The organism is Variovorax sp. FG153 (assembly GCF_057809595.1).
The window spans coordinates 1-20,807 of record NZ_JBMDKG010000046.1; the positions used below are offsets into that span (position 1 = coordinate 1).

Consider the following 20,807-nt stretch of genomic DNA (forward strand, 5'->3'; position numbering starts at 1 on the left):
CCCCCACACGACAACTACTCAATGACCACACTCGACCGCACCGCTCAAGATAGTTGACGCTGACCGCTCAGAATAGTTGACGCCAGGCACAGGACTGCTCTTCGAGTGAGCGGGCAATGGGGGCGTTCAGGGACATTGCATGTGTCGATACCGGCGAAGCCGAGGGGACGGTGTGCCTTGTCCCGGCTCCGGTGTGGAAACACGGGGTGAAGAGAGTGATCGCTGCGTTTGCCATACCCGACGAGCTTAGGCTCGGGAGATACACACGCTGACACGAGACAACTTGCGTTGGCCCAGGCAATATCGAACCAGGCGGCTCCGGTCAAGTTCGGCGGCGGCGAGCGGCCCAAGTCAAACGACGCGAGAGGCCAGGTCAGAGATGCAGGTGCTGAATCAACCTGCCTCCAGTTCGTCAATGGCAAGTTAGGGAGCCGAACAGCATCAAGGTTCTGAGCGTGAGGTTCAACGTGTCTTGCGCTTTGCCTGCCGGTGTCCGCCCGATGAACCAGAACCGGCCGGGTGGTTGCGATTCGAGCATCAGTTCGAGGAGACGCTTCACCACGTCGTCACTCCAGCCGAAGTAGGCAATGTGGCCTCGACCACGCCGGTCTCACTAGTTGAGGTTGGAGGATGGGCGGGCTGCACGTTCTTCACGGGCCGCACGCGGCTGTCGCCCGAGTCGAGCAGGCGCACATAAACGTAGTCCCTCGGCTTCAACCCGGCCGCCTGCGCCACCTCGCAGGGCAGGCGAAGGCCAATGGAGTGGCCCCAGCGCGTGATTTTTATCATTTCGGCTCCTTTCATGCAATGGCTAGCCATTGCGTAGCGCCGAAATTGGCAAACGTCTCGATGGTGATCGCGCACCTCGCACACTCGACCGGCGTCCCCGTGGTCTTCGCTAGGCCGGTCTTCGGCATGTTCAGGGCCACACACAGGTGCGGTCGCAAGTTCAGTGTTGGTATAACGCGCGTTGATCTCTCCGATTGATGCCTATGACAAGCAACCCGCCGGATCACGTCAACTTAACCGCATCCATGACCGTGGATGCAATGGTTCGGTCCATCGGGGTTACACCGAGGAGGGAAAGCGGGCCGCGCGGGCCGTGGCCATCGACCTGCTCGGGTCGCTGCACGCGGCCGTGGGTGATCTGAACAATGTCAGCGCATCGTCAAGGTCGTGAGTCTAGTGAACTCGGTGGGGACCTTCACCGAACAGCACCTCGTGACCAACGGCGCAAGCGAACTCTTCGCCGAAGTGTTCGGACCCGAAAAGGGTGCGCATGCGCGCAGCGCATTCGGCGTGGCGCAGATCCCTCTGGGCGCCTGCGTCGAGATTGAACTGATCGCGGAAGTCGCCTAAGTCGGTCGTGCGCGACTTAAGTCTCAATGGTGATGTACCGCAGCACGAAGCGTGTGCGACGTTCGAGCAAGAATCTTGAGATAGAGTCGCCGTTTGCCGGTCAATTGATCTGCCAGCTGTCTCTGCAAAGAACGGAAATACTGGCGAGCGGAAACTTCGGTTTGGTTTGGTGCCGTTCCAAATTATTTAGGATTTGGCTATCTGTCAGCATCGACTCTCCTTTTTTGCCGCTGGAACGCATGCGCGCCATCGACGTAACTCTGCACTGAGAACTCGCGCGCACGTTCAAGCCGTTCTAGGTTTTGCCGTGCTGTCGTCAGGGACGGTAGCCATAGAGCGACGCATGCGACTCGATGTACTTGCAATGCATCGCTGCACGGCCGTTGGCCGACTGCACGACGATCTGCATGTCGAATGCCTTCAGATCATGCTTCGGCATTTTGCCCAGGTCGGCGAACTCGGGCTCGGTGCCTTGCGCGATCTAGGTGATGGTGGCTCGATGTTCAACTCCAGAGTTGGAATGCAGAAATCGGGCCTCGCTCGGGAGAAGTCCAGGCTTGATTTGCTGTTGTTTCGGCACGGCGAAAAGGTTCACCTCCGAGAAGCTCGAATTGGACGTGGCCCGGAACTGTTCGATGAACGTGCCGCCGCGATCGGCAAAGCCACGCGCCGCGTCCTGCAGGACATCTATGTTGAAGATGCTCCCGACACTGCGAAAGTTGCACCGGTTCGCGTCCAACTTCGCTTCGGCGACGACACATCCGAGCCGCCTGAACGAATCGCTTTCTCGCGCGAGGATCGATTGGCGTTTAACAACTCCACGGTGGCCGTGGGTGAAAAAATCTCGATTGACGAGTCAAGAGTCATTCCCTGCGGAAAGAGCGGAGCCATGCCGTTCAGCTAACGCGGCCTCAGTCTCCAGCAAAAGTTCACCAGCTGAGCGGCCGAGCGCATGTGCGATGCGCAAAATCATAGCGAGGGTTGGCATGTGCTCACCGCGTTCAATCTTTCCCATGTGCGATCGTTCTACACCGGCAGTGTGAGCCAAGGCCTCTTGGCCAATCCCATCAGCGGTACGGAGTGATCGAACTACCGCCCCAAATGCAATGGCAGGCGCGAGCTCAAACGTTCTCGCTCCAAGCGGTCTGCCTCTCCGTGAAACTTGCTTCTGCATAGACAGAAGGCTCGAACCAAGGGACAATAAAAACCACGTTATATTTAACTCATTTCATCGCGGATCATTCGCAACATCGGAAAATTTGATGACCACGAAACTTGAAGTGACCCGCGGGCGAGTCGCATCGCCCTTGCCAGTAGCCCGTCCTCTTCGTTTGTCCATCTCCTCCACAAAGGGTGGGGCGCCGCGAGCTGAATTTGCAGCTCCCAGTTCGCGAGTGGCGCGTATAGGCGCACAGGTGAGGACGCTGCGTATGGCCGCAGGCACATCGGCGTACAGGTTGGCGAAGCTAGCGGGCATATCGCCGTCATTGCTCTCGCGCGTCGAGCGCGGCCTAGTCTCGCCGTCGGTGGATACCTTGGATCGAATCGCTGAAAGCTTGCATGTACCGGTTTCGCGTTTGCTTGGCGACGGACAAGGCCCTTCCAACTTTTGCCATGTGCAAGCAGGTCGAGGCTTAATTGTCGACCGGGGTGGAGCAGCGTCAGATCATCGGCATGAGTTGCTTGGTCACCTGCTCTACGGCAACCTGTTCGCGGAGCCCTACCTAGTCATGCTCTTGCCCGATGCGGAACCTTACGCCACCGTTCAGCACGCCGGGTTGAAGTTTCTGTACTTCCTGTCTGGTAAGGTGATGTACCGCTACGGTGACAAGACGGCTTCGGTCAGCGCAGGGGACTCGTTGCTGTTTGATGCCACTGCGCTGCATGGGATCGAGGCGATTGACAGCGGTCCGGTGTCGTATCTCTCTGTGGCGTTAGCGCTGCGCAACTGATACTTGGCGCCCCGCAACTTAGCCCCGAACGCCTAGCAGTTGCAAGCAGTCTCGCTGACCGACGAGCTTGGGGACGAGCGGTCAGTTGTTGGTATCTACATACTGATCCGTCCCATTGCTAAACAGAGCGCCGCGTCGATCAGGCGTGCGACCTCGGGGTCGTAAGGTCGGTGCGCCGATAGAAAGTCGGCAATGCCTACTCGGTGGTACCGAGCGAGGTTGCATGCCGTCACAGTGACTCCGGCGCGAACGACGCTCGCCAAATTCGGTTCCGAATCGGCTTCTTCGAAACAGAATGCTTCCGTGGCTGCGCAGTCTTCATACTGTGTTTAGAAGTTCGGCATGCCGAACTGGCCACATGCAAGCGACGGCCAGACCCCAAAAAGCCTTCTAACAACGGCGGAGGCGCCCTGGTGTTCGAGAATCGCTTGCAGACGATCCCCCTCACGTCCCTCTGCGCGCGCTCAGAGCCTTCTCAATCTTGCGATCCGTTTTGTACTGACTCAGCGCATACACCGCCCAGATCGCAGCCGGAAGCCAGCCGATCAGGGTGATCTGCAAGATCAAACAGATGATGCCAGCGATCGGGCGGCCGATCGTGAAGAAGGCGACGAAGGGGAGAAGAATGGCGAGGATGAGACGCAAGGTGTTTTCTCCGTGGTTGGTCTATCCAAGATCCTGCCAAAGGGCCGGCCGGCCGACCATAGCTTCTCCTCACAATCTCTCCGCCCAACGGGTTGCCAGCGGTCGGTATCTCCGGCGTGGATGGTGAGAGGGCACGGCTGGGATGCGGGGCCCGCAGGTTCAAGGCAGTCGCAAGCTGAAAAGCCGCATGAGGCGGGCCATAGCATCACACCAAAGTCGGACGCCAGCGTGGCTTGACTGCTTAGCGCTCATGTTCCCCGATGACCACCTAGATCGTCGATTCGACGATCCCACCCGTCCAAGCCTCTCGGACGAGCGAGCCTCATGCCGATTTCCGCCGCCGTTCACCTCAGCTCAGCGCGGTCCTCTGCTCAGCCGACAGCCAGTCAAGCCTGCTCCGAAAATCTGGCCTGACCGACCCTCGAAGGCTTTCTGCGGTTTGACTCAGCCCGAGCCGTGCATCACGCCTCCCTCGGTACTCAGACCCGCGAGGGCGCGGCGGGCATCCTGCCATCGACGTCCGTGAACCCGTACGCTTGTGCCAGTTCCGCAACCAGATGCAGCCGACCGCTCTTTTTCATCAGCGCTGGATCCGCCGCCAAGCCAACCACAGCCCGCCCCGCGAACTCGGAGGACTCCCCGCTTTCCATGATCCGCTTGGCGAGTGGTGCTGGGACCCGGTCCGGCTGAGCGAGGAACTTCTCGCTCTTGACAAAGCCTGGCCAGATCACGACCGCGGCCACGTTGAAGGGCTTGAGGTCGTGAGCCATGTCCTTGGCCATCTTGTCGACGCCGGCCTTCTGGACACCAAAGGGCACGTTGAAGGTGTAGCGCACAGCGCCGCCCGATGAGGTATTGACGATCAGTCCCTTGCGGCGGGCAACCATCTTCGGCGCCGCGTAGCGGCTGGCGATGTAGTGCGAGCGCAGCCCCATGCGCAGCAGGTCTTCCCAAAGACCGTCTTCGAGCTCCCAGAAGGGCACGTTGACCGGCATGTGGGACGGGGCCGCAAACACGTTGTTCACCAGGATGTCGATCGCTGCGTTCTGCTCATCGTGCACACGCTCGAAGACGCGCTGCACACTGGCGTCGTCGCCATGGTCGCAGACGACCGGGATGCATCGGCCGCCACGCTGGGCGATTTCATCGGCGGTTTCCTGAAGGGACCCCGGCCAGCTCGACGCGCCGGCCTCGAGCGTGCGCCCGGTCGCATAGGCCAACGCCCCGGGTTCGCCGAGCGCCAGCGCGACGCCCTTACCGACGCCTCGCGTTGCGCCCGTCACCACGGCCACCTGACCCTCAAGCGGCCTGTTGCGCCCAGCGAGATTTGGCTGGGTAAGAGAACTCCGGGAGTTTGGAGGCGAGTCCTGTTCCGCAACTCATATCCGATTCCATCCAGTTCGCGCGGTATGGTGGATCGCCGCAAGGTGAGCCAGACCCGATATCCAACTTGTCTATCATCGCGCCCGGTGGCGCAAGTCCTACGTTGCCACCGCCGCGGATTGCTATCTTGCGCCACTTCGCTCATGGCACGGCTCGCGGCTCGCGGCCCTCGACGCGCCGCGGCCGAACTGGTGCCGCTAGCCCGAAGAACCGCATGCGCCCGAGAAGATGCGCAAGAGCCATCTGAGCCACGTCCGGTTGCGGCCGCAACCCGTCGTCGCTTCGGGCTCCGCGTACGAGCGAATCTAGCGCTGTCCCCCGACGTTCGAAGCCGCGAGCGCTCCGTTCGAGGCAGGTATCGGATTTAGCAGTCGAGACTCGCCACGACTCCGCCGACTTTTTCCAAAGCCCGCTTCAGGTCGGCATGCGACACCGAGCCCAGCGCCAGCCGGATGGCGTGCGGCGGGGGAGAGCCCACGGCATACGGCGCGGCGGTGGAGACCAACACGTTGTCCTCTTTCAACCTCATGGCGACCGCATCCGACCGCACTCCGGCAGGCAAGGGCAGCCAGACGAAGTACGACGCCGGATGGCGAACCATCTCGAACCGCGGCAGCACCGTGGACACGATGCGCTGGCGCGCGACGGCATCGCGTCGCTTCTCCTGCTCGAGCCGCGCGACCGTGCCGTCCTGCAGCCAGCCGCAGCACAGGGAAGTCACCAGGGTCGGCGTGTTCCAGACCGTGGCGCGGATCGCACGATGGATCTTGGGAACGAGAGCGGCGGGCGAGCATGCAAAGCCGAAGCGCAGGCCGGCCGCCACGCTCTTCGAGAGGCTGGAGACGTAGACGGTGATGTCGGGCGCGAGCGCCGCCAGCGGCGCGGGCGCCCTCTTCTCGAGGAAGGCGTAGGTGCCATCCTCCAGCAGCAGCAGGCCACGGCGGCGCGCCACCGCGATCAGGGCCTCGCGCTGCGCCAGCGGCATCACCCAGCCGAGCGGGTTGTGCAGCGTGGGCATGCAGTAGACGGCACGGATCTTTCGCCGGCGGCACAGGGCGTCGAGGGCGTCCGGATCGAGCCCCGGGCCGGACGCCGGCAGCGCCACCAGTTCCAGCCCGCTGAGCTCGGCCACCACCTGGATGCCCGGATAGCTCAGTCCGTCAACGGCCACCGCATCGCCGGGCCGCAGCAAGGACATCGCTGAGCAAGCTAGCCCATGGATCGCGCCGCTGGTGATCAGCACTTCGTCGGTAGCAACCGACAGGCCCCGGCTCTTCAGGTGCGCCGCCACGATGGCTTTCTCGTGCGGACGGCCGCCATGCGGCTGGTAGCGCAGCACGGACTCGAGCTCGCCCGCCGAGGCCAGTTGCCGGAGAGCAGTGCGCAGCAGGTCCGTCTGCATCGGCAGCGCCGGATGGTTGAAGCTCAGGTCCAGCAGGTCGCCGCTGGCCACATGCATCTCCACGCCGTCGCCGAAGGGGATGGGCTCGCGCACGAAGGTGCCGCGGCCGACCTCGCCGGAGACCAGCCCCATGGCCTGCAGCTCCGCGTAGGTGCGCGTGGCCGTGGCCAGCGAGATGCCCTCGCGCGTGGCCAGCCGGCGATGCGTGGGTAGCGCCGTTCCGGGTTTCAGGCGGCCCTGGCGGATGTCCTCCGAGAGCCGGTCGACCAACTGTTTGTAGCGAGCCTGGGGCATTGCGCGATTGTATTCATGACAATAGTTTGATTGTCTTGCATCTGGGAACTACGATCCGGGCCTTCCACCGACCCACCCGCTTCCGCCGCATGGAACTGACGCTCACGACCATCCTCGTCACCTTCGCCGGTGTGTTCCTGATCTGCTTCATGAAGGGCGCCTTCGGCGGCGGCTTCGCGATCATCGGCATTCCGCTGCTGTCGCTGGTGATGGACCCGGTGACGGCCGGCGGCCTGCTCGCGCCGCTGTTCATCGCGATGGACCTGTTCAGCCTGCGCTACTGGAAGCCCTCTACGTGGTCCAGGCCCGACCTGCTACTGCTGGTGCCCGGGCTCGTGGTCGGCATCGGCGCGGGCTATGTGCTGTTCCGCGTGCTCGACCACCGTGCGATCGCCATCGTGATGGCGGCGATCACGCTGGTCTTCGTCGGGCTGTGGTTCGTGCGCGGTGGCGAGGTGGTGGTGCGGCCGCGCTCGTCGCCCAAGGCGATCGCCGCCGGCCTGACATCGGGCATCACCACGATGGTGGCGCACTCGGGCGGACCGCCGCTGGCCATGTACCTGCTGCCGCTCGGCCTCAGCAAGCAGGTCTACGCCGGAACCACGAGCATGTTCTTCACGGTCGGCAACATCCTCAAGGCCGTACCGTGGCTGGCCCTGGCCAGGCCTGAGGGCAGCGTGTGGACGCTGATGGCCATCTGTCTTTTCGCCATTCCCTCGGGCGTCTGGCTGGGCTGGCGCCTGCATGCCCGGCTCGACCAGCGGCAGATGTACCGGGTCTGCTATGGCCTGCTCGTGATCACGGCCATCAAGCTGCTATGGGACGGCGTGTCGGGCTACATGCACTGAATCACCGAAGCGCCGGCGAACGAAAGCCCGCGGCGGCGAACTGCACCAACTGCTCGATCAGCTTGTTGGAGTCCTGTGGCGTGGTGTTGCCATGGAATATTCACTTGAAGCTGCGTCCGTGCGGCCGCGTGGCGGTCAGGATCGCCCCCATTGGGAAGAAGAGCCGCCAAACCAGCTGCGGGACGCCAGTGAACCTTAGTGCCAAATACGCGGTGGCCATTCTCACCCCGGATGACAGGTTATGGCCGACGTATCCGGGCGCACAGCGGTCGCCAAAGCGTCCCAAGCAGTCACTCGTCGGCCGAGTACCCCACGACACGACCGTCCCGCAAGAGCGCCCAACCGTAAAAGCCCGAGGCCTCACCTTGGCCTCTTCTCTGTAGTCAAATTCCCAGAGTTCATCTCCTGGCAGCATACGGGTTCGCATGCCGTGAAGCAGATTTCGCGTACGCTTTCCAGAGCCAAGGAACGTCTTAGCCCCACTTTTCCATCGAACGCTGACCCGCTTCTGCGCACCGATGCGCAGAACCACAGGCGTGCGCGTTGGAATACAGGCGGTTCAAGCGTCAGCGAAAATGTGGGTCCACGCGTCGATGGCCGCACCGATGCCGCTAGATGCGCTGGTCACCAGTGCGCGCTTGCCGATGCGGGCGGTTGTGTATGAACTCAAGGTCGATCTCCTGGTCATGCAGAGCGGGTACAGAGCGCCAAGGCCACCGGAGGCGTGCGCGTCGGCCGTGCGATGGCCTGAGTCGGCGGGGCAAGGGCCTGACCAAAGACGCTAGCGCAGGCAGGCGGCAGCTACACCACTTGCACCACGACCTTGCCCTTGGCGCGCCCACTGTCGACGTAGGCCAGTGCTTTGTGTGTGTCCTGAAATGGGAACACTTTGTCGACGACCGGGCGGATGGCGCCTGACTCGATGAGGGCGGTGATCTCTCGCAACTGCGCCCCATCGGCCCGCATGAAGACGAAGGTGTAGTGGCCCCCGTTCTTCTTTGCCTTGTTCCTGATGCCGAAACTCAACAGGCGCAGCACTTGCCTGAGCGGCCAAGCCAGTCCTCGCGCGATGGCGAACGCCGGGGTGGGCGGCCCCGAGATGGAGATGAGATGCCCGCCCGGCTTGAGAACCTGGAGGGATTTGTTCAGCTCGCCGTTGCCGAGGCTGTTCAACACCACGTCGTAGTCGCGGAGCACCGTGGCGAAATCCTGCTGCTTGTAATCGATGACGACGTCCGCGCCCAAGGCCTTCACCCAGGCGACGTTGGCCGTGCTGGTGGTCGTGGCCACGAATGCCCCGAGATGCTTGGCAAGCTGGATGGCAATGGTGCCGACGCCGCCGGAGCCGGCATGGATCAGAACCTTCTGTCCTTTTTTCAGCTTGGCGGTTTCGACCAGCACCTGCCAGGCGGTCAGGGCCACCAGAGGAACGGATGCGGCCTCGACCATGCTGAGATTCTTGGGCTTCAGCGCCAACGACGATTCCTTGACGGCGATGAACTCGGCGAAGGTGCCGATGCGATCGTCGTCGGGGCGCGCATAGACCTCGTCGCCAGGTTTGAAGCTGCGAACGCGAGCGCCGACCCGCTTAACCGTACCGGCCAGGTCGTTGCCCATGATCAGGGGAAAGTGGTAGGGAAGAATCAATTTGAATTCGCCGTTCTTGATCTTCGAGTCCAGGGCATTGATGCTCGCCGCGTGGATCTGGATCAGGACGTCATCGTCCCGCACCTCGGGTTCGGGCGTTTCGCCGATGCGGCCAACCTCATTCTTTCCGTAACGATCAATGATGAACGCTTTCATGGGCGACTTTTTTCCAGAGTGTTTGGTTGAATTCGCTTCGGGCAGCCCCGCCCCACAGGGGGCGGTCGGGAAAGTCGGCCTGAAGCCGGTTGCAAAAGATGCCGTCGTTCAGTCATTGAGAAAGGCCAGCGCCTTGGGCACGAATTCGCCGTGGTACTGGAAAATCCCGCCATGCCCAGCGTCTTTGTAGATGACCAGTTGCGAGCCTGGGATGCGACGCGCCATGTCATGGCTGTTCACAGTGGGCACCATGATGTCGTTGTCGCCATTCGCAATCAGCACAGGGATGCGGATGCCGCCCAGATCCTGGGGCACCTGCCGGCCCCAGGCCTTGATGGCCTTCAGCTGTCGCAGGAAGGTAGGGGGCGTCGACCCCTTGTCCCGATCCGCCTTGCGCTCCTTCAGTCGCTCCAGGAAGGCTTTCGCGGCTCGACGACCGTTGGCCGTGGAGGTGAAGAACAGAAAGGTCTTCGGATCCCGCAGCGTCAGCAAGCCTTTGACTATCAGCGGCCAGGAGACCGCTCCGACCCGTTCGATGCCTGTGCCGCCTGCCGGCCCTGTGCCGGTCAGGATGAGTCGGCGCACCAGGCCGGGGGCTTTCAGCACGATGTCCTGCGCCACGAATCCTCCGAGGGAGAAGCCAAGCAGATCAATCTTCTCGAAGCCCAGTGCGTGGACCAGCGCGATCGCATCCCGCGCCATCGCATCGATGGTCACAGGCGCTGTTCCGCCTGAAGCGCCGATCCCTCGGTAGTCGAGGGCGATGATGCGATGCCTGCGGGCAAGTCCATCGACGATCCGCGGGTCGAAATTGTCGAGGACCGCGCCCCAGTGGTTGAGCAGGACCAGAGGCACGCCATCGCGCGGCCCCAGGTCGCGGTACGCGAATGCAGTCCCGTCGACATCGATCGAGAGGTTGGGAGCATCGATGTAGGGCATGCGCGATCCGGTCAGGCGTTCACATCCACGATGGTGCGCCCCTGGACCTTCCCTGCGAGTACCTGGCTGGCAACGTCAGGAACCTCTGCCAATCCGATCACCTTGGTGGTCCGTGCCAGCTTGTCCAGGTCCAGGTCGCTGGCCAGACGCGACCACGCCTGCAGCCGCGCAGGCTGCGGCGCATTGACCGAGTCGATACCGGCGAGGGTGATGTTGCGCAGGATGAAGGGCAGGACAGATGCCGGCAGGTCCGCGCCCTGTGCGAGCCCGAAGGCCGCGACCACGCCGCGATAGCGGGTCTGCGCCAGGACGTTTGCCAAGGTATGGCTGCCGACCGAATCGATGGCCCCGGCCCATCGCTCCTTGGCGATCGGTGCGCCCGCTTCGGACAGGGTGTGACGGTCGATGATGTCCGCCGCGCCCAGCGCACGCAGGTATTCGGATTCCTCGAGACGCCCGGTCGACGCGATCACGCGATAGCCCAGGCTCGACAGCAGCGCGATCGCCACGGAGCCGGCGCCGCCATTGGCGCCCGTCACCAGGATGTCGCCGTGCTCGGGCGTCAGGCCACCATGCTCGAGCGCGAGCACCGACAGCATGGCGGTGTACCCGGCGGTGCCGATGGCCATGGCATCCCGGGTCGAAAACACCTCGGGAACCTTGACCAGCCAATCACCACTCACCCGCGCCTTCTGCGCAAAGCCGCCGTGGTGCGTCTGGCTCAGTCCCCAGCCGTTGGCCAGCACACGGTCGCCTGCTGCGATGCCGGGATAAGTCGATGCCTCGACGACGCCGGCAAAGTCGATGCCCGGAATCAGCGGAAACTGGCGAATGACCGGTGACCGGCCACTGAGCGCCATCGCGTCCTTGTAGTTCACCGTCGAGTACTCGACCGCGACGGTGACGTCGCCCGGCATCAGGTCCTGTTCCTTGAAGTCGACCAGGCTGCTTGATATGGTGTCGCCGGTCTTGCTGGCGAGCAGTGCCTTGAATGTCATGTGATGTTCCTTCCGTGCTGGCGCTTCTTTCCGTATCAGGCGGCGTTTCGATAGCGCTCTGCCACATGCGCCTGCCGGATGTCCGCGACCAGGGCCTGACGTGCCGTGTTCAGCGTTTCCCAGCGCGCGGCATCGTGCAACGGCGGGATGGTCACGAGTTCACGGCGGTCGAATCCGGCCAGCGCGGCATCCACCAGCTCTTCTACTCCCATCAGGTCAGGCATCGCACGGCTATCGATGCCCGCGCGCTCCCAGATCTCGGTACGGGTTCCGGCCGGCAACACCGCCTGCACGTAGATACCCTGGGGCGCGAGCTCCAGGTTCAGCCCCTGGGACAGGAACAGAACGAAGGCCTTGGTCGCGCCGTAGACCGACATGCCGAACTCGGGCGCCAGGCCGACCACCGAGCCGATGTTGACGATCGCACCTTTGCCGGCCTGCACCAGGCGCGGGGCGATGGCACTGGCCAGCCTGACCAGCGCGGTGGTGTTGAGGCTGACCAGGCGAGCGATGTCGTCTGTCGGTTGATCGATGAATTGGCCGGACAGCGCGGCCCCGGCGTTGTTGATCAGGGTTTCGATCCTGGCGTCCTCGCGCAGGCGCGCCTCGATTGCGGCCAGATCGCCGGGTTGGGTCAGGTCGGCCGCAAGGATATCGACGGCAGCGCCGGTTTCCTCACGCAAGCGCGCCGCGAGCTCTTCCAGCCGCGCCTTGTCGCGCGCCACCAGCACGAGGTCGTGGCCGCGGCGTGCGAAGCGGTCGGCATAGATGGCGCCAATGCCGGTCGAGGCGCCCGTGATGAGAACAGTGGAATGAGAGGTCATGTGTTTTGCTGGTGATCGAAAGGGTGAGTCCATGCCGCGATATGCAGCGTGGAAAAACGACTACCGGACGCTGGAATCAGCGAGGGTCGGATAGTCGATGTAGCCTTTGGCGCCACCGCCATACAGCGTGGTGGGGTCCAGCGCGGCGAGGGGTGCGCCGATCTCCAGCCTTTCGACCAGATCGGGGTTGCTGATGAAGGGGCGGCCGAAGACGAACAGGTCGGCCTTGTCCTCGATCAGGCGGGCGTTGGCCAGTTCGAGGTCATACCCGTTGTTGGCCAGGTAGGTGTTCTTGAAGCGAGTGCGCAGGGCGTCGAAATCGAACGGTGCGGCATCGCGCGGCCCCCCGGTGGCGCCTTCGACCACATGCAGGTAGACGATGCCCATCGCATTGAGTTGCTCGGCGATGTAGTCGTACTGCGACTGCGGATCGCTGGACGAAATGGCGCCGGCCGACGACACCGGCGAGAGGCGCACACCGGTGCGTTCGGCACCGATTTCCTTCGCCACGGCGGCCGTGACTTCGAGCAACAGGCGCGCGCGGTTCTCGATGGAGCCGCCGTACGCGTCCGTCCGGGTGTTGGCACCGTCCTTGATGAACTGCTCCAGCAGGTAGCCGTTGGCACCGTGGACCTCGACGCCGTCGAACCCCGCAGTGATCGCATGGGCCGCAGCCTGGCGGAAATCCTCGACGATGCCTGGAATCTCATCCAGGGTCAGGGCACGTGGCTCGGAGACGTCATGAAAACCGTTGTTGACGAAGGTCTTGGTCGCGGCGCGGATGGGGGAGGGGGCCACCGGCGCGGTGCCACCAGGGCGCAGGTCGACGTGGGAGATACGGCCCACGTGCCACAACTGCACGAAGATCCGCCCGCCCTTGGCGTGAACGGCGTCGGTCACCTTGCGCCAGCCGTCGATCTGCTGCGGCGTGTACAGGCCCGGGGTGTCCTGGTAGCCCTGGGCATCGGCCGAGATCTGGGTGGCCTCGGTGATGATCAGGCCCGCCGAGGCGCGCTGACCGTAGTAGGTGGCGGCGTACTCGCTGGGCACCAGACCAGCGCCTGCCCGATTGCGCGTCAGCGGCGCCATCACGATGCGGTTGGACAGTTGGAGTGAGCCAAGTGTGTAGGGCTCGAAGAGCGTCTTGTCAGTCATGCTTGTTTGCTGTGTCGTCGTTGATCGGGCGGGGACGGGATGCGCTACGGCATCACTCCTCGAGGAACTGGATCGCGTGTTGCAGGAAGCGCTCGGGATACTGGAACTGCGCGCCGTGTCCGGCGTCGGGATAGATCAACAGCTGCGCGTTGGGAATGTTCTGCGACAGATGCCAGGAGTTGACCGTGGGAATCATGATGTCGTCGACGCCGTTGAGCACCAGGGTCGGCTGCGTGACGGCGTTCAGGAAGGCATAGGGGTTCGCACCCGGCAACGGCTGCAGGTAGGCGGCGTGCGCCTCGGCTTGGGCTTGAGCGACGGCCATCGAGCTGGGTGGGTCCTGGTCGGCGCGCTGGTGGCGGCGCTCCCAGAAGGCCAGACCCGCCTGCTTGGCAGCTTCCGAGCGGCCGAAGAACAGGTAGAGAAAGTCATCCGCGGTCGGCACGGGGTTCGGCGCGACCTCCAGCACCCTGGGCTCCATCTTCGGATCGCCGCCGCGCAGTCCGGTGCCGAGCAGGACGAGCTTTCGAACCAGTTGCGGGTGACGCAGCACGACCTCCTGCACCTGGAAGCCCCCGATCGAGAAACCAAGTAGATCGACCTGGGACAGACCCAGCGCCCGGATCACCAGGGCGATGTCGTCCGCCATGTCTTCGATCCGGTTGCGGGGCGTGCCGGTCGAGGAGGCAATGCCGCGACCGTTGTAAAGGATGACCTCGCGGCCTGCGGCCAGACCATCGGTCAACAGGGGATCCCAGTGGTCCAGGCCGCCGCGGAAATGTTGGACGAAGAACAGAGGGGGCTGTCCGCTGGAGGTGTTGCCCCAGCGGCGATAGGCGAATTTGTCGCTATCCACTTCGACGAAGCGGGTGGGTGCGGTCAGGTGGGTATCGCACATTTTCGGGAGCCTTCCAAGGTAAGTTGGCTTAATGATGTCGATCATCATCTTTGATGTCAAGGACTTTGATGATGATCGACATCAATGTATATTCATGGCTTCACCGATGGCACATCTAGAGAGGTCCTGGACATGAAGGTCACCAAGGCGCAGGCACAGGCGAACCGGGCGCACATCGTCGAGACGGCCTCCACGCTGTTTCGCGAGCGTGGTTACGACGGGGTGGGGATTGCGGACTTGATGGCGTTCGCAGGCTTTACCCACGGCGGGTTCTATAAGCACTTCGAATCCAAAGCCGACCTGATGGCGCAAGCCGCGACTTGTGGTTTTGCGCAGACGGCCGCCAAGGCCGAAGGCGTCGATGCGATGGCATTTGTCCATCACTATCTGTCCCGTGAACACCGAGATGCACCGGGTGACGGTTGCACGATGGCCGCCCTGTGCGCAGATGCTGCGCGCCAACCGGAGTCGATCAAGACGGCGTTTGCGACCGGCATTGAAAACCTGCTGGTGACCCTGGGAAACCAGTTCGACGCGCCAGAGGAGGACGATCAGGGCGGCGACGCACGCGCCAGGCGGATCGACCTCATTGCGCAGGCAGTCGGTGCCATCGTGCTGTCGCGGGCGTGTCCTGACGACTCGCCACTGGCCGATGAAATTCTGGATGTCTGCCGCAGCGCCGTCCTGTCGAGGCTTTCGTCGACGGCACCTGGCTCTTCCGATTTCCCGATCAGCTAGTCGCACAACTTCCGCGACAGCCCATGACAGAGGTCGGCGGCATCTCATTGATGCAGACGCTGCGGGTCCCCTGAGGTCGCATCCTGCACAGCGCGAAACGCGCTTATAAAGAGCTCGCCCCACCACTGATTCTTGAGCGAGTGCGTATGAAGTCTGCAGGCTTGAAGGGAACCGTGTCCATTGAACTGGTGCACGAGGCGATCCACGCCGCGGCGCTGAGGAACATGGACATCAGCAGCGTCCTCGAAAGCGCCAAGATTGCTCGCGAGTTGTTGAACGCGCCGCGTGCGCGCATCTCGGCGGCGGCGTATTCGCAGATGTGGGTGGCGCTGGCCGACCTGATGGACGACGAGTTCTTCGGCCTCGACAGCCACGGGCTTCGCCGCGGCAGCTATGCGCTGATGACGCGCGCCGCCGTCAACGCCGACAACCTGGCTCATGCGCTGCGCCGCATCTTGCGGTTCCTCCACGCCACGTTGGACGACTTCCGCGGCGAGCTGGTCTGCGACGGCGACGAGGCGCGCGTGATCCTGCATGACGGCGGCGTGCTGCGCCGGTTGTTTGGCTACGGCACCTGGTTCATCTTGGTCCATGGCCTGGCCTGCTGGCTCGTGCACCGGCGCATTCCCCTGCGCGAGATGCAGTTCCGGTGCCCGCCGCCCGGTGACGACAGCCACTACCGCACGCGCTTTTGCGACAGCGTGAAATTCAATGGCGAGACCACGCACATCAGTTTCGCCAGTGATCTGCTGGACCTGAAGATTGCGGAGTCGCCCGAAACGGTCGACAACTTCCTGAGGGAAGCGCCGGCCAACCTGCTGGTCAAGTACCGCAACGACGCCAGCACCAGCGCCCAGGTGCGCAACAGGTTGCGAAGCCAAATGCCCGAGGCGTGGCCCGAACTCGAAAAGCTCGCACAGGAACTCTGCGTTTCCGGCACCACGCTGCAACGCCGCTTGCAGCAGGAGGGCGTGAGCTACCAGCGCGTGAAGGACGACCTGCGGCGGGACATCGCCATCGACCTCTTGTCGAGCGCGTCGCTGACGGTGGCCGACGTCGCCGCGCGCACCGGCTTCCAGGAAACCAGCGCCTTCCATCGCGCCTTCAAGAAATGGACAGGCGTCAGCCCGGGCGCTTATCGCTCGTCCGCGCCCGCGCCGGAATAAGCCGAACCTTCGGCGCTCGCCGGGGACGCCGACATGTCCGAACGCCCCATCCAGATCGAGACGCGCGGGCATGGAAGCGCGCCGCCTGCAGAACTAACCTCCCGTCGACATCGCATCCCGCGACAGATCAAACGACAGGAGACAAAAACATGCAGCAGGCCGGCAAGCAGGTCGATATTCACGCGTTGGCGGGGCACTCCCGGTTCAACGGCTTTCACGGGCTCGTGCTCTGGTGGTGCGTGTTGATCCTGGTCATCGACGGCTATGACCTGGCGGTCGTGGGCGCCGCGCTGCCATCGATCATGAAAGACATGGGCGTCGACGCCACGAGCGCCGGCGTCATGGCCGGGTCGGCGTTGTTCGGAACCATGCTGGGCGCGATCTTCCTGGGCACCCTGGCCGACCGCATCGGCCGCCCTCGCATGATCGCGGTGTGCGTGGCGCTCTTCAGTGTCTTCACGGCGCTGACTGGGCTGGCCACCGAACCCATCGGCTTCAGCGTCGCCCGCTTCATCGCGGGCCTCGGCATCGGCGGGGTGTTGCCCATCGTGACCGCGCAGATGGGCGAGTTCGCACCGGCAAAGCTGCGTACGCGCCTGGTGACGATGGTTTTCGCGGGCTACTCCGTTGGCGGCATTCTGGTCGCGCTCACCGCCAAGCAGCTCATCGAGAGCCATGGATGGCAATGGGTGTTCTATGTGGCCGGCTTGCCCGTGCTGCTGATTCCACTCATTCTGAAAACGATGCCCGAATCGCTGTCGTTTCTCCTCAAGAAGGGTGACCAGCGGCAGCTCGGCGAGATCGCGGCCAAGCTCGCGCCGGAGCAGCCGAACGCAGCCGGCACCGTGTATGTAGGCGCGTCCAGCGACCGCCTGCACGACGCGCCGGTGCGCACCCTGTTCGACGCCGGGCGCGCGTTCAGCACCGTGATGATCTGGGTGGCCTTCATGACGGGGCTGTTCATGGTCTACGCGCTGAACTCCTGGCTGACCAAGCTCATGGCCATGGCGGGATACAGCCTGGGCTCGGCCCTGAACTTCGTGATCGTCTTCAACGTCGGTGCGATCGTGGGCGCAATCGGCGGCGGCCTGCTGAGCGACAAGTTCAACATTAAACATGTACTGGTGGCGTTCTACGTGGTCGGGGCTGCGTCGCTGGCCGCGCTCGCATACACGAAATCGACCGAGCTGCTGTTCGTTGCTGTGTTCGTGGTGGGTGCGTCCACGCTCGGAACGCAACTGCTGGCCTATGCCTACGCCGGCGATTTCTATCCTCCGGCCGTGCGTTCGACGGGTGTTGGCTTTGCCTCGGGTGTCGGCCGCATCGGCGCCATTGCCGCGCCGATCCTGATCGGCTGGCTCGTGTCGCTGAGCCTGCCCATCGAGCAGAACTTCATGGCGATCGCCCTGGCCGGCGTCATCGGCGCGGCAGCGGTGTCGTTCGTGAACCAGTCGCGCGCCGCGTCGACCCAGGCCAAGGCCGCGCGCGCGGCCCCCGGCGAAGTGGGCCGTGTGGGCGGGGCGATTCGCCCGGCTTCGAAATAGCAAGGAAACCTCAATGAACCGAATGATGGCGCCACCGCTGGAGGCACACGCGCTGCAAGGAGCGGTCGACTGGGCCATTGCCACCCGGCGCAGCGTCAGGGCGTTCTTGCCCCGGCCGGTGCCCCGGGAAGAGGTTGAGGCGATCCTCTCGACGGCGCGCTACAGCGCCTCCGGCATGAACATGCAGCCCTGGCATGTGCATGTGCTGACGGGGCCTGCCAAGGCCCGTCTGTCGGCAGCGATTGCCGCGCTCGACGACGATCCCGGCCGGTCGGGCGAGCTGCTCGAGCCCTACGACTACTACCCGCGCGAATGGTGTGCTCCCTACCTGGAACGGCGCCGCAAGGTCGGCTGGGACCTCTACGGATTGCTCGGCATCGCCAAGGGCGACAAGCAGCGCATGCACCTGCAGCACGGTCGCAACTACCGCTTCTTCGATGCGCCCGTGGGCCTGTTCTTCACGTTGGACCGCGAACTCGAGGAGGGCAGCCTGCTGGACTACGGCATGTTCCTGCAGAGCGTGATGGTGGCCGCGCGCGGCCGCAACCTCCACACCTGCCCGCAGGCCGCGTTCCTGAAATTCCATCGCCAGATCGCGGACCTGCTGGACATTCCCGCCGGCCAGATGCTGGTCTGCGGCATGAGCCTGGGCTACGCCGACACCTCGTCGGTCGAGAACTCGCTCGTTACCGAGCGCGAGCCAGTCTCCGCGTTTACGACCTTCCACGACACCTCCAAGGAGACCTCCGCATGAGCGCGCCATCCTATGCACGGGGCCTCGAACGCTGCGCGGCAAATCATGTGCCGCTCACGCCGCTGGGCTTTCTCGACCGCGCGGCGCTCGCGCATCCGAACCGCGTGGCGGTGGTGCACGGCGAGTTGAGGCGAACCTGGGCGCAGACGCGCGAGCGCAGCCATCGCCTGGCGTCCGCGCTGGCGATGCGAGGCATCGAACCGGGCGACACCGTCTCGGTGCTCGCGCCCAACACGCCGGCCATGCTGGAGGCCCACTTCGGCATTCCGCTGGCCGGCGCGGTGCTCAACGCAATCAACCATCGCCTGGATGCCGAAGGCATCGCGTTCATCCTGCGCCACGGCGAGTGCAAATTGCTGATGGTCGATCGCGAGTTCGCCGCCACGGTGGCCGCAGCGCTAAAGCTGCTCGACCGTGCGCCTGCGGTCATCGACATCAACGACCACCTCGCACCACCCGCCGAACCCATCGGCGAGACCGACTACGAATCGCTGCTGGCGAACGGAGACCCGGACTTTGCTGGTCGTTGGCCCAGCGACGAGTGGCAACCCATCGCCCTGAACTACACCTCCGGCACGACCGGAGACCCCAAGGGCGTGGTCGCCAGCCATCGCGGCACCTACCTCATGAGCCTGCTGCAGATCACGAACTGGGCAATGCCACGGGCGCCGAAGTACCTGTGGACCTTGCCCATGTTCCACGCGAACGGATGGTGCTTCACTTGGGCCGTGACTGCGGCGGCGGGCACCCATGTCTGCCTGCGCCGGGTGTCTGCCGACGTCGTGCTGGAGGCCATCGAGCGCCATCAGATCGATCACCTCTGCGCAGCGCCAGTCGTGATGGCAATGCTCGCGGACGCGGCGAAAGACACCCGGCTGCCGCGCCCCGTGCGCGTGCTCACGGCCGGCTCGCCACCGCCGCTCGCCGTGCTGAATGCGGTGCTGGCGATGGGCTTCGACGTGGAGCACGTCTTCGGCATCACGGAGGTTTCGGGTACGCCGGTGAGTTGCGTGTGGCAGGACGGCTGGGACGATCTGGCGCCCGCCGAGCAGGGTGCGCTGCGCGTGCGCCAGGGCGTGCGCGCCGCCATGTTCGAAGGCCTCATGGTCGGCGACGCCGACACCCTCAAGCCCGTCGTGCCCGACGGCATGTCGGCTGGGGAACTCATGCTGCGCGGCAACACCGTGATGATGGGCTACTTCAAGAACGAGGCGGCAACGCGCAAGGCGCTCGCCGATGGCTGGTTCCGCACCGGCGACGTCGCGGTCCTGCATGCCAACGGGTATGCGCAGATCACCGATCGGTCGAAGGACGTGATCATCTCGGGCGGCGAGAACATCTCGTCGGTCGAAATCGAAGACGTCATCCATGGACACCCGGCGGTGCTGCATGCCGCCGTGGTGGCGCAGCCCGACCCCAAGTGGGGCGAGGTGCCGTGCGTGTTCATCGAGCTGAAGGCCGGTGTCGCCGCGCCCACCGAGCAGGAGATCATTGCGTTCTGCCGCGAGCGGCTGGCGCACTTCAAGTGTCCGCGCCGCGTGATCTTCATCCCCTTGCCGAAGACGGCCACGGGAAAGATCCAGAAGTTCCGCTTGCGCCAGCAGGCCGGAAGCCAGGACGCCATCACCCGGCTCGCGAGCCATGGTTGAGTGCGAAGCGGCTGCGGCCCTGGGGCCTGTCGGGCCCGGCTATCGCTTCTCGCGACCCCACACCTTCGACGAAGCGCAAGTGCGTGCCTTCGCGCTGGCCGCGGGAGACGAGAACCCGCTGCACCACGATGCCGCGTTTGCACAGGGCACGCGCTTCGGCGGCTTGATCGCTAGTGCGACCCACACCACCTCGCTGCTGATGGGGCTGACCGCCAGTCACTTCGCCACGAGGGGCAAGGTGCTGGGCATGAACTTCTCGGTCGACCTGCTGCGTCCCGTACGGGCGAACGAGACGGTACTCATCGAGTGGCGCGTGACGTCGATGGCCGCGCATTCGAAGGGCGGCTGCGTTCTCGAATTGCAAGGTGCGATCAAGAGCGCAGACGACAGGACCAGCGTGCTCGCGCAGGGCACGGTGCTTTTCACGCCCGCCGCATGAGTGCCTTCCGCGCCAGC

General features: G+C 64.0%; 20 protein-coding genes and 1 pseudogene. 10 read left to right on the forward strand and 11 right to left on the reverse strand.

Annotated features, from left to right (window positions below):
- Positions 1 to 555 precede the first annotated feature (555 nt).
- Positions 556 to 804 carry an AbrB/MazE/SpoVT family DNA-binding domain-containing protein gene (locus ACODT0_RS33570; RefSeq protein ID WP_489043233.1) on the reverse strand — a complete coding sequence of 83 codons (249 nt, stop codon included), beginning with the start codon at positions 802 to 804 and terminating at the stop codon, positions 556 to 558.
- Positions 805 to 1,072: 268 nt separating this feature from the next.
- On the opposite strand from ACODT0_RS33570, the pseudogene ACODT0_RS33575 reads away from it, so the two are divergent.
- Positions 1,073 to 1,359, forward strand: a pseudogene (locus ACODT0_RS33575) (RidA family protein); the annotation flags it as partial.
- Between the two features lie 343 nt (positions 1,360 to 1,702).
- Entirely contained in the window at positions 1,703 to 2,263 is a 561-nt protein-coding gene (locus ACODT0_RS33580) for a hypothetical protein (protein ID WP_489043234.1), read from the forward strand.
- Here ACODT0_RS33580 and ACODT0_RS33585 read toward each other — a convergent pair.
- Complete coding sequence (locus ACODT0_RS33585; protein ID WP_413765000.1) at positions 2,216 to 2,533, reverse strand: helix-turn-helix domain-containing protein; 318 nt, start codon at positions 2,531 to 2,533, stop codon at positions 2,216 to 2,218. The two genes, ACODT0_RS33580 and ACODT0_RS33585, sit on opposite strands and share 48 nt — an antisense overlap.
- A 220-nt stretch (positions 2,534 to 2,753) precedes the next feature.
- Here ACODT0_RS33585 and ACODT0_RS33590 point away from each other — a divergent pair, with 220 nt between their 5' ends.
- A complete protein-coding gene (locus tag ACODT0_RS33590) occupies positions 2,754 to 3,311 on the forward strand; it encodes a helix-turn-helix domain-containing protein (RefSeq protein WP_413765712.1) in 558 nt (185 codons plus the stop codon).
- Between the two features lie 444 nt (positions 3,312 to 3,755).
- Here the strand turns inward: ACODT0_RS33590 and ACODT0_RS33595 are convergent, their stop codons facing one another.
- The 3 genes from ACODT0_RS33595 to ACODT0_RS33605 form a co-directional block, all read right to left on the reverse strand.
- Entirely contained in the window at positions 3,756 to 3,956 is a 201-nt protein-coding gene (locus ACODT0_RS33595; RefSeq protein ID WP_209546784.1) for a YqaE/Pmp3 family membrane protein, read from the reverse strand.
- A 479-nt stretch (positions 3,957 to 4,435) separates the two neighbouring features.
- Positions 4,436 to 5,248, reverse strand: a complete 813-nt coding sequence (locus ACODT0_RS33600) for an SDR family NAD(P)-dependent oxidoreductase (protein WP_489043235.1) — start codon at positions 5,246 to 5,248, stop codon at positions 4,436 to 4,438.
- Between the two features lie 455 nt (positions 5,249 to 5,703).
- Positions 5,704 to 7,035: an aminotransferase-like domain-containing protein gene (locus ACODT0_RS33605; protein WP_489043236.1), complete on the reverse strand. Its 1,332-nt coding sequence runs from the start codon at positions 7,033 to 7,035 to the stop codon at positions 5,704 to 5,706.
- Between the two features lie 89 nt (positions 7,036 to 7,124).
- Here ACODT0_RS33605 and ACODT0_RS33610 point away from each other — a divergent pair, with 89 nt between their 5' ends.
- A complete protein-coding gene (locus tag ACODT0_RS33610) occupies positions 7,125 to 7,883 on the forward strand; it encodes a sulfite exporter TauE/SafE family protein (protein WP_489043237.1) in 759 nt (252 codons plus the stop codon).
- An 801-nt stretch (positions 7,884 to 8,684) separates the two neighbouring features.
- Here ACODT0_RS33610 and ACODT0_RS33615 read toward each other — a convergent pair.
- The 6 genes from ACODT0_RS33615 to ACODT0_RS33640 all read right to left on the reverse strand — a co-directional run bounded on the left by ACODT0_RS33615 (position 8,685) and on the right by ACODT0_RS33640 (position 14,500).
- Positions 8,685 to 9,686 (reverse strand): NADP-dependent oxidoreductase, encoded by a 1,002-nt coding sequence (locus ACODT0_RS33615; RefSeq protein WP_489043238.1) that lies wholly within the window; start codon positions 9,684 to 9,686, stop codon positions 8,685 to 8,687.
- A gap of 108 nt (positions 9,687 to 9,794) precedes the next feature.
- Positions 9,795 to 10,625 carry an alpha/beta fold hydrolase gene (locus tag ACODT0_RS33620; RefSeq protein ID WP_489043239.1) on the reverse strand — a complete coding sequence of 277 codons (831 nt, stop codon included), beginning with the start codon at positions 10,623 to 10,625 and terminating at the stop codon, positions 9,795 to 9,797.
- An 11-nt stretch (positions 10,626 to 10,636) separates the two neighbouring features.
- Entirely contained in the window at positions 10,637 to 11,623 is a 987-nt protein-coding gene (gene acuI, locus ACODT0_RS33625) for an acrylyl-CoA reductase (NADPH) (RefSeq protein ID WP_489043240.1), read from the reverse strand.
- 35 nt (positions 11,624 to 11,658) lie between these two features.
- A complete protein-coding gene (locus ACODT0_RS33630) occupies positions 11,659 to 12,447 on the reverse strand; it encodes an SDR family NAD(P)-dependent oxidoreductase (protein ID WP_413765008.1) in 789 nt (262 codons plus the stop codon).
- Positions 12,448 to 12,507: 60 nt separating this feature from the next.
- Positions 12,508 to 13,602, reverse strand: a complete 1,095-nt coding sequence (locus ACODT0_RS33635; protein ID WP_139701796.1) for an alkene reductase — start codon at positions 13,600 to 13,602, stop codon at positions 12,508 to 12,510.
- A 52-nt stretch (positions 13,603 to 13,654) separates the two neighbouring features.
- Positions 13,655 to 14,500 (reverse strand): alpha/beta fold hydrolase, encoded by an 846-nt coding sequence (locus ACODT0_RS33640; protein ID WP_489043271.1) that lies wholly within the window; start codon positions 14,498 to 14,500, stop codon positions 13,655 to 13,657.
- Positions 14,501 to 14,632: 132 nt separating this feature from the next.
- Here ACODT0_RS33640 and ACODT0_RS33645 point away from each other — a divergent pair, with 132 nt between their 5' ends.
- From ACODT0_RS33645 to ACODT0_RS33670, 6 genes are all read left to right on the forward strand, one after another.
- Positions 14,633 to 15,238 carry a TetR/AcrR family transcriptional regulator gene (locus tag ACODT0_RS33645; RefSeq protein ID WP_413765011.1) on the forward strand — a complete coding sequence of 202 codons (606 nt, stop codon included), beginning with the start codon at positions 14,633 to 14,635 and terminating at the stop codon, positions 15,236 to 15,238.
- 146 nt (positions 15,239 to 15,384) lie between these two features.
- Positions 15,385 to 16,404 carry an AraC family transcriptional regulator gene (locus ACODT0_RS33650; protein ID WP_489043241.1) on the forward strand — a complete coding sequence of 340 codons (1,020 nt, stop codon included), beginning with the start codon at positions 15,385 to 15,387 and terminating at the stop codon, positions 16,402 to 16,404.
- A 149-nt stretch (positions 16,405 to 16,553) separates the two neighbouring features.
- Positions 16,554 to 17,948, forward strand: a complete 1,395-nt coding sequence (locus tag ACODT0_RS33655) for an MFS transporter (RefSeq protein ID WP_431513374.1) — start codon at positions 16,554 to 16,556, stop codon at positions 17,946 to 17,948.
- Positions 17,949 to 17,961: 13 nt separating this feature from the next.
- Positions 17,962 to 18,702, forward strand: a complete 741-nt coding sequence (locus tag ACODT0_RS33660; protein ID WP_489043242.1) for a nitroreductase — start codon at positions 17,962 to 17,964, stop codon at positions 18,700 to 18,702.
- Entirely contained in the window at positions 18,699 to 20,351 is a 1,653-nt protein-coding gene (locus ACODT0_RS33665) for an AMP-binding protein (RefSeq protein ID WP_489043243.1), read from the forward strand. The genes ACODT0_RS33660 and ACODT0_RS33665 overlap by 4 nt, the downstream gene beginning before the upstream one ends.
- Entirely contained in the window at positions 20,344 to 20,790 is a 447-nt protein-coding gene (locus ACODT0_RS33670) for a MaoC family dehydratase (protein WP_431513377.1), read from the forward strand. Before ACODT0_RS33665 ends, ACODT0_RS33670 begins: the two co-directional genes overlap by 8 nt.
- The last annotated feature ends 17 nt before the right edge of the window (positions 20,791 to 20,807 follow it).

What these genes read in the sequence shown, in the direction of transcription:
- ACODT0_RS33650 (WP_489043241.1), top strand. Translation starts at nt 15,385, where the DNA reads ATGAAGTCTGCAGGCTTGAAGGGAACCGTGTCCATTGAACTGGTGCAC.
- ACODT0_RS33605 (WP_489043236.1), bottom strand. Translation starts at nt 7,035, where the DNA reads ATGCCCCAGGCTCGCTACAAACAGTTGGTCGACCGGCTCTCGGAGGAC.
- ACODT0_RS33635 (WP_139701796.1), bottom strand. Translation starts at nt 13,602, where the DNA reads ATGACTGACAAGACGCTCTTCGAGCCCTACACACTTGGCTCACTCCAA.
- acuI (WP_489043240.1), bottom strand. Translation starts at nt 11,623, where the DNA reads ATGACATTCAAGGCACTGCTCGCCAGCAAGACCGGCGACACCATATCA.
- ACODT0_RS33570 (WP_489043233.1), bottom strand. Translation starts at nt 804, where the DNA reads ATGAAAGGAGCCGAAATGATAAAAATCACGCGCTGGGGCCACTCCATT.
- ACODT0_RS33580 (WP_489043234.1), top strand. Translation starts at nt 1,703, where the DNA reads ATGCGACTCGATGTACTTGCAATGCATCGCTGCACGGCCGTTGGCCGA.
- ACODT0_RS33665 (WP_489043243.1), top strand. Translation starts at nt 18,699, where the DNA reads ATGAGCGCGCCATCCTATGCACGGGGCCTCGAACGCTGCGCGGCAAAT.
- ACODT0_RS33630 (WP_413765008.1), bottom strand. Translation starts at nt 12,447, where the DNA reads ATGACCTCTCATTCCACTGTTCTCATCACGGGCGCCTCGACCGGCATT.
- ACODT0_RS33640 (WP_489043271.1), bottom strand. Translation starts at nt 14,500, where the DNA reads ATGTGCGATACCCACCTGACCGCACCCACCCGCTTCGTCGAAGTGGAT.
- ACODT0_RS33585 (WP_413765000.1), bottom strand. Translation starts at nt 2,533, where the DNA reads ATGCAGAAGCAAGTTTCACGGAGAGGCAGACCGCTTGGAGCGAGAACG.
- ACODT0_RS33615 (WP_489043238.1), bottom strand. Translation starts at nt 9,686, where the DNA reads ATGAAAGCGTTCATCATTGATCGTTACGGAAAGAATGAGGTTGGCCGC.
- ACODT0_RS33645 (WP_413765011.1), top strand. Translation starts at nt 14,633, where the DNA reads ATGAAGGTCACCAAGGCGCAGGCACAGGCGAACCGGGCGCACATCGTC.
- ACODT0_RS33670 (WP_431513377.1), top strand. Translation starts at nt 20,344, where the DNA reads ATGGTTGAGTGCGAAGCGGCTGCGGCCCTGGGGCCTGTCGGGCCCGGC.
- ACODT0_RS33660 (WP_489043242.1), top strand. Translation starts at nt 17,962, where the DNA reads ATGAACCGAATGATGGCGCCACCGCTGGAGGCACACGCGCTGCAAGGA.
- ACODT0_RS33655 (WP_431513374.1), top strand. Translation starts at nt 16,554, where the DNA reads ATGCAGCAGGCCGGCAAGCAGGTCGATATTCACGCGTTGGCGGGGCAC.
- ACODT0_RS33610 (WP_489043237.1), top strand. Translation starts at nt 7,125, where the DNA reads ATGGAACTGACGCTCACGACCATCCTCGTCACCTTCGCCGGTGTGTTC.
- ACODT0_RS33620 (WP_489043239.1), bottom strand. Translation starts at nt 10,625, where the DNA reads ATGCCCTACATCGATGCTCCCAACCTCTCGATCGATGTCGACGGGACT.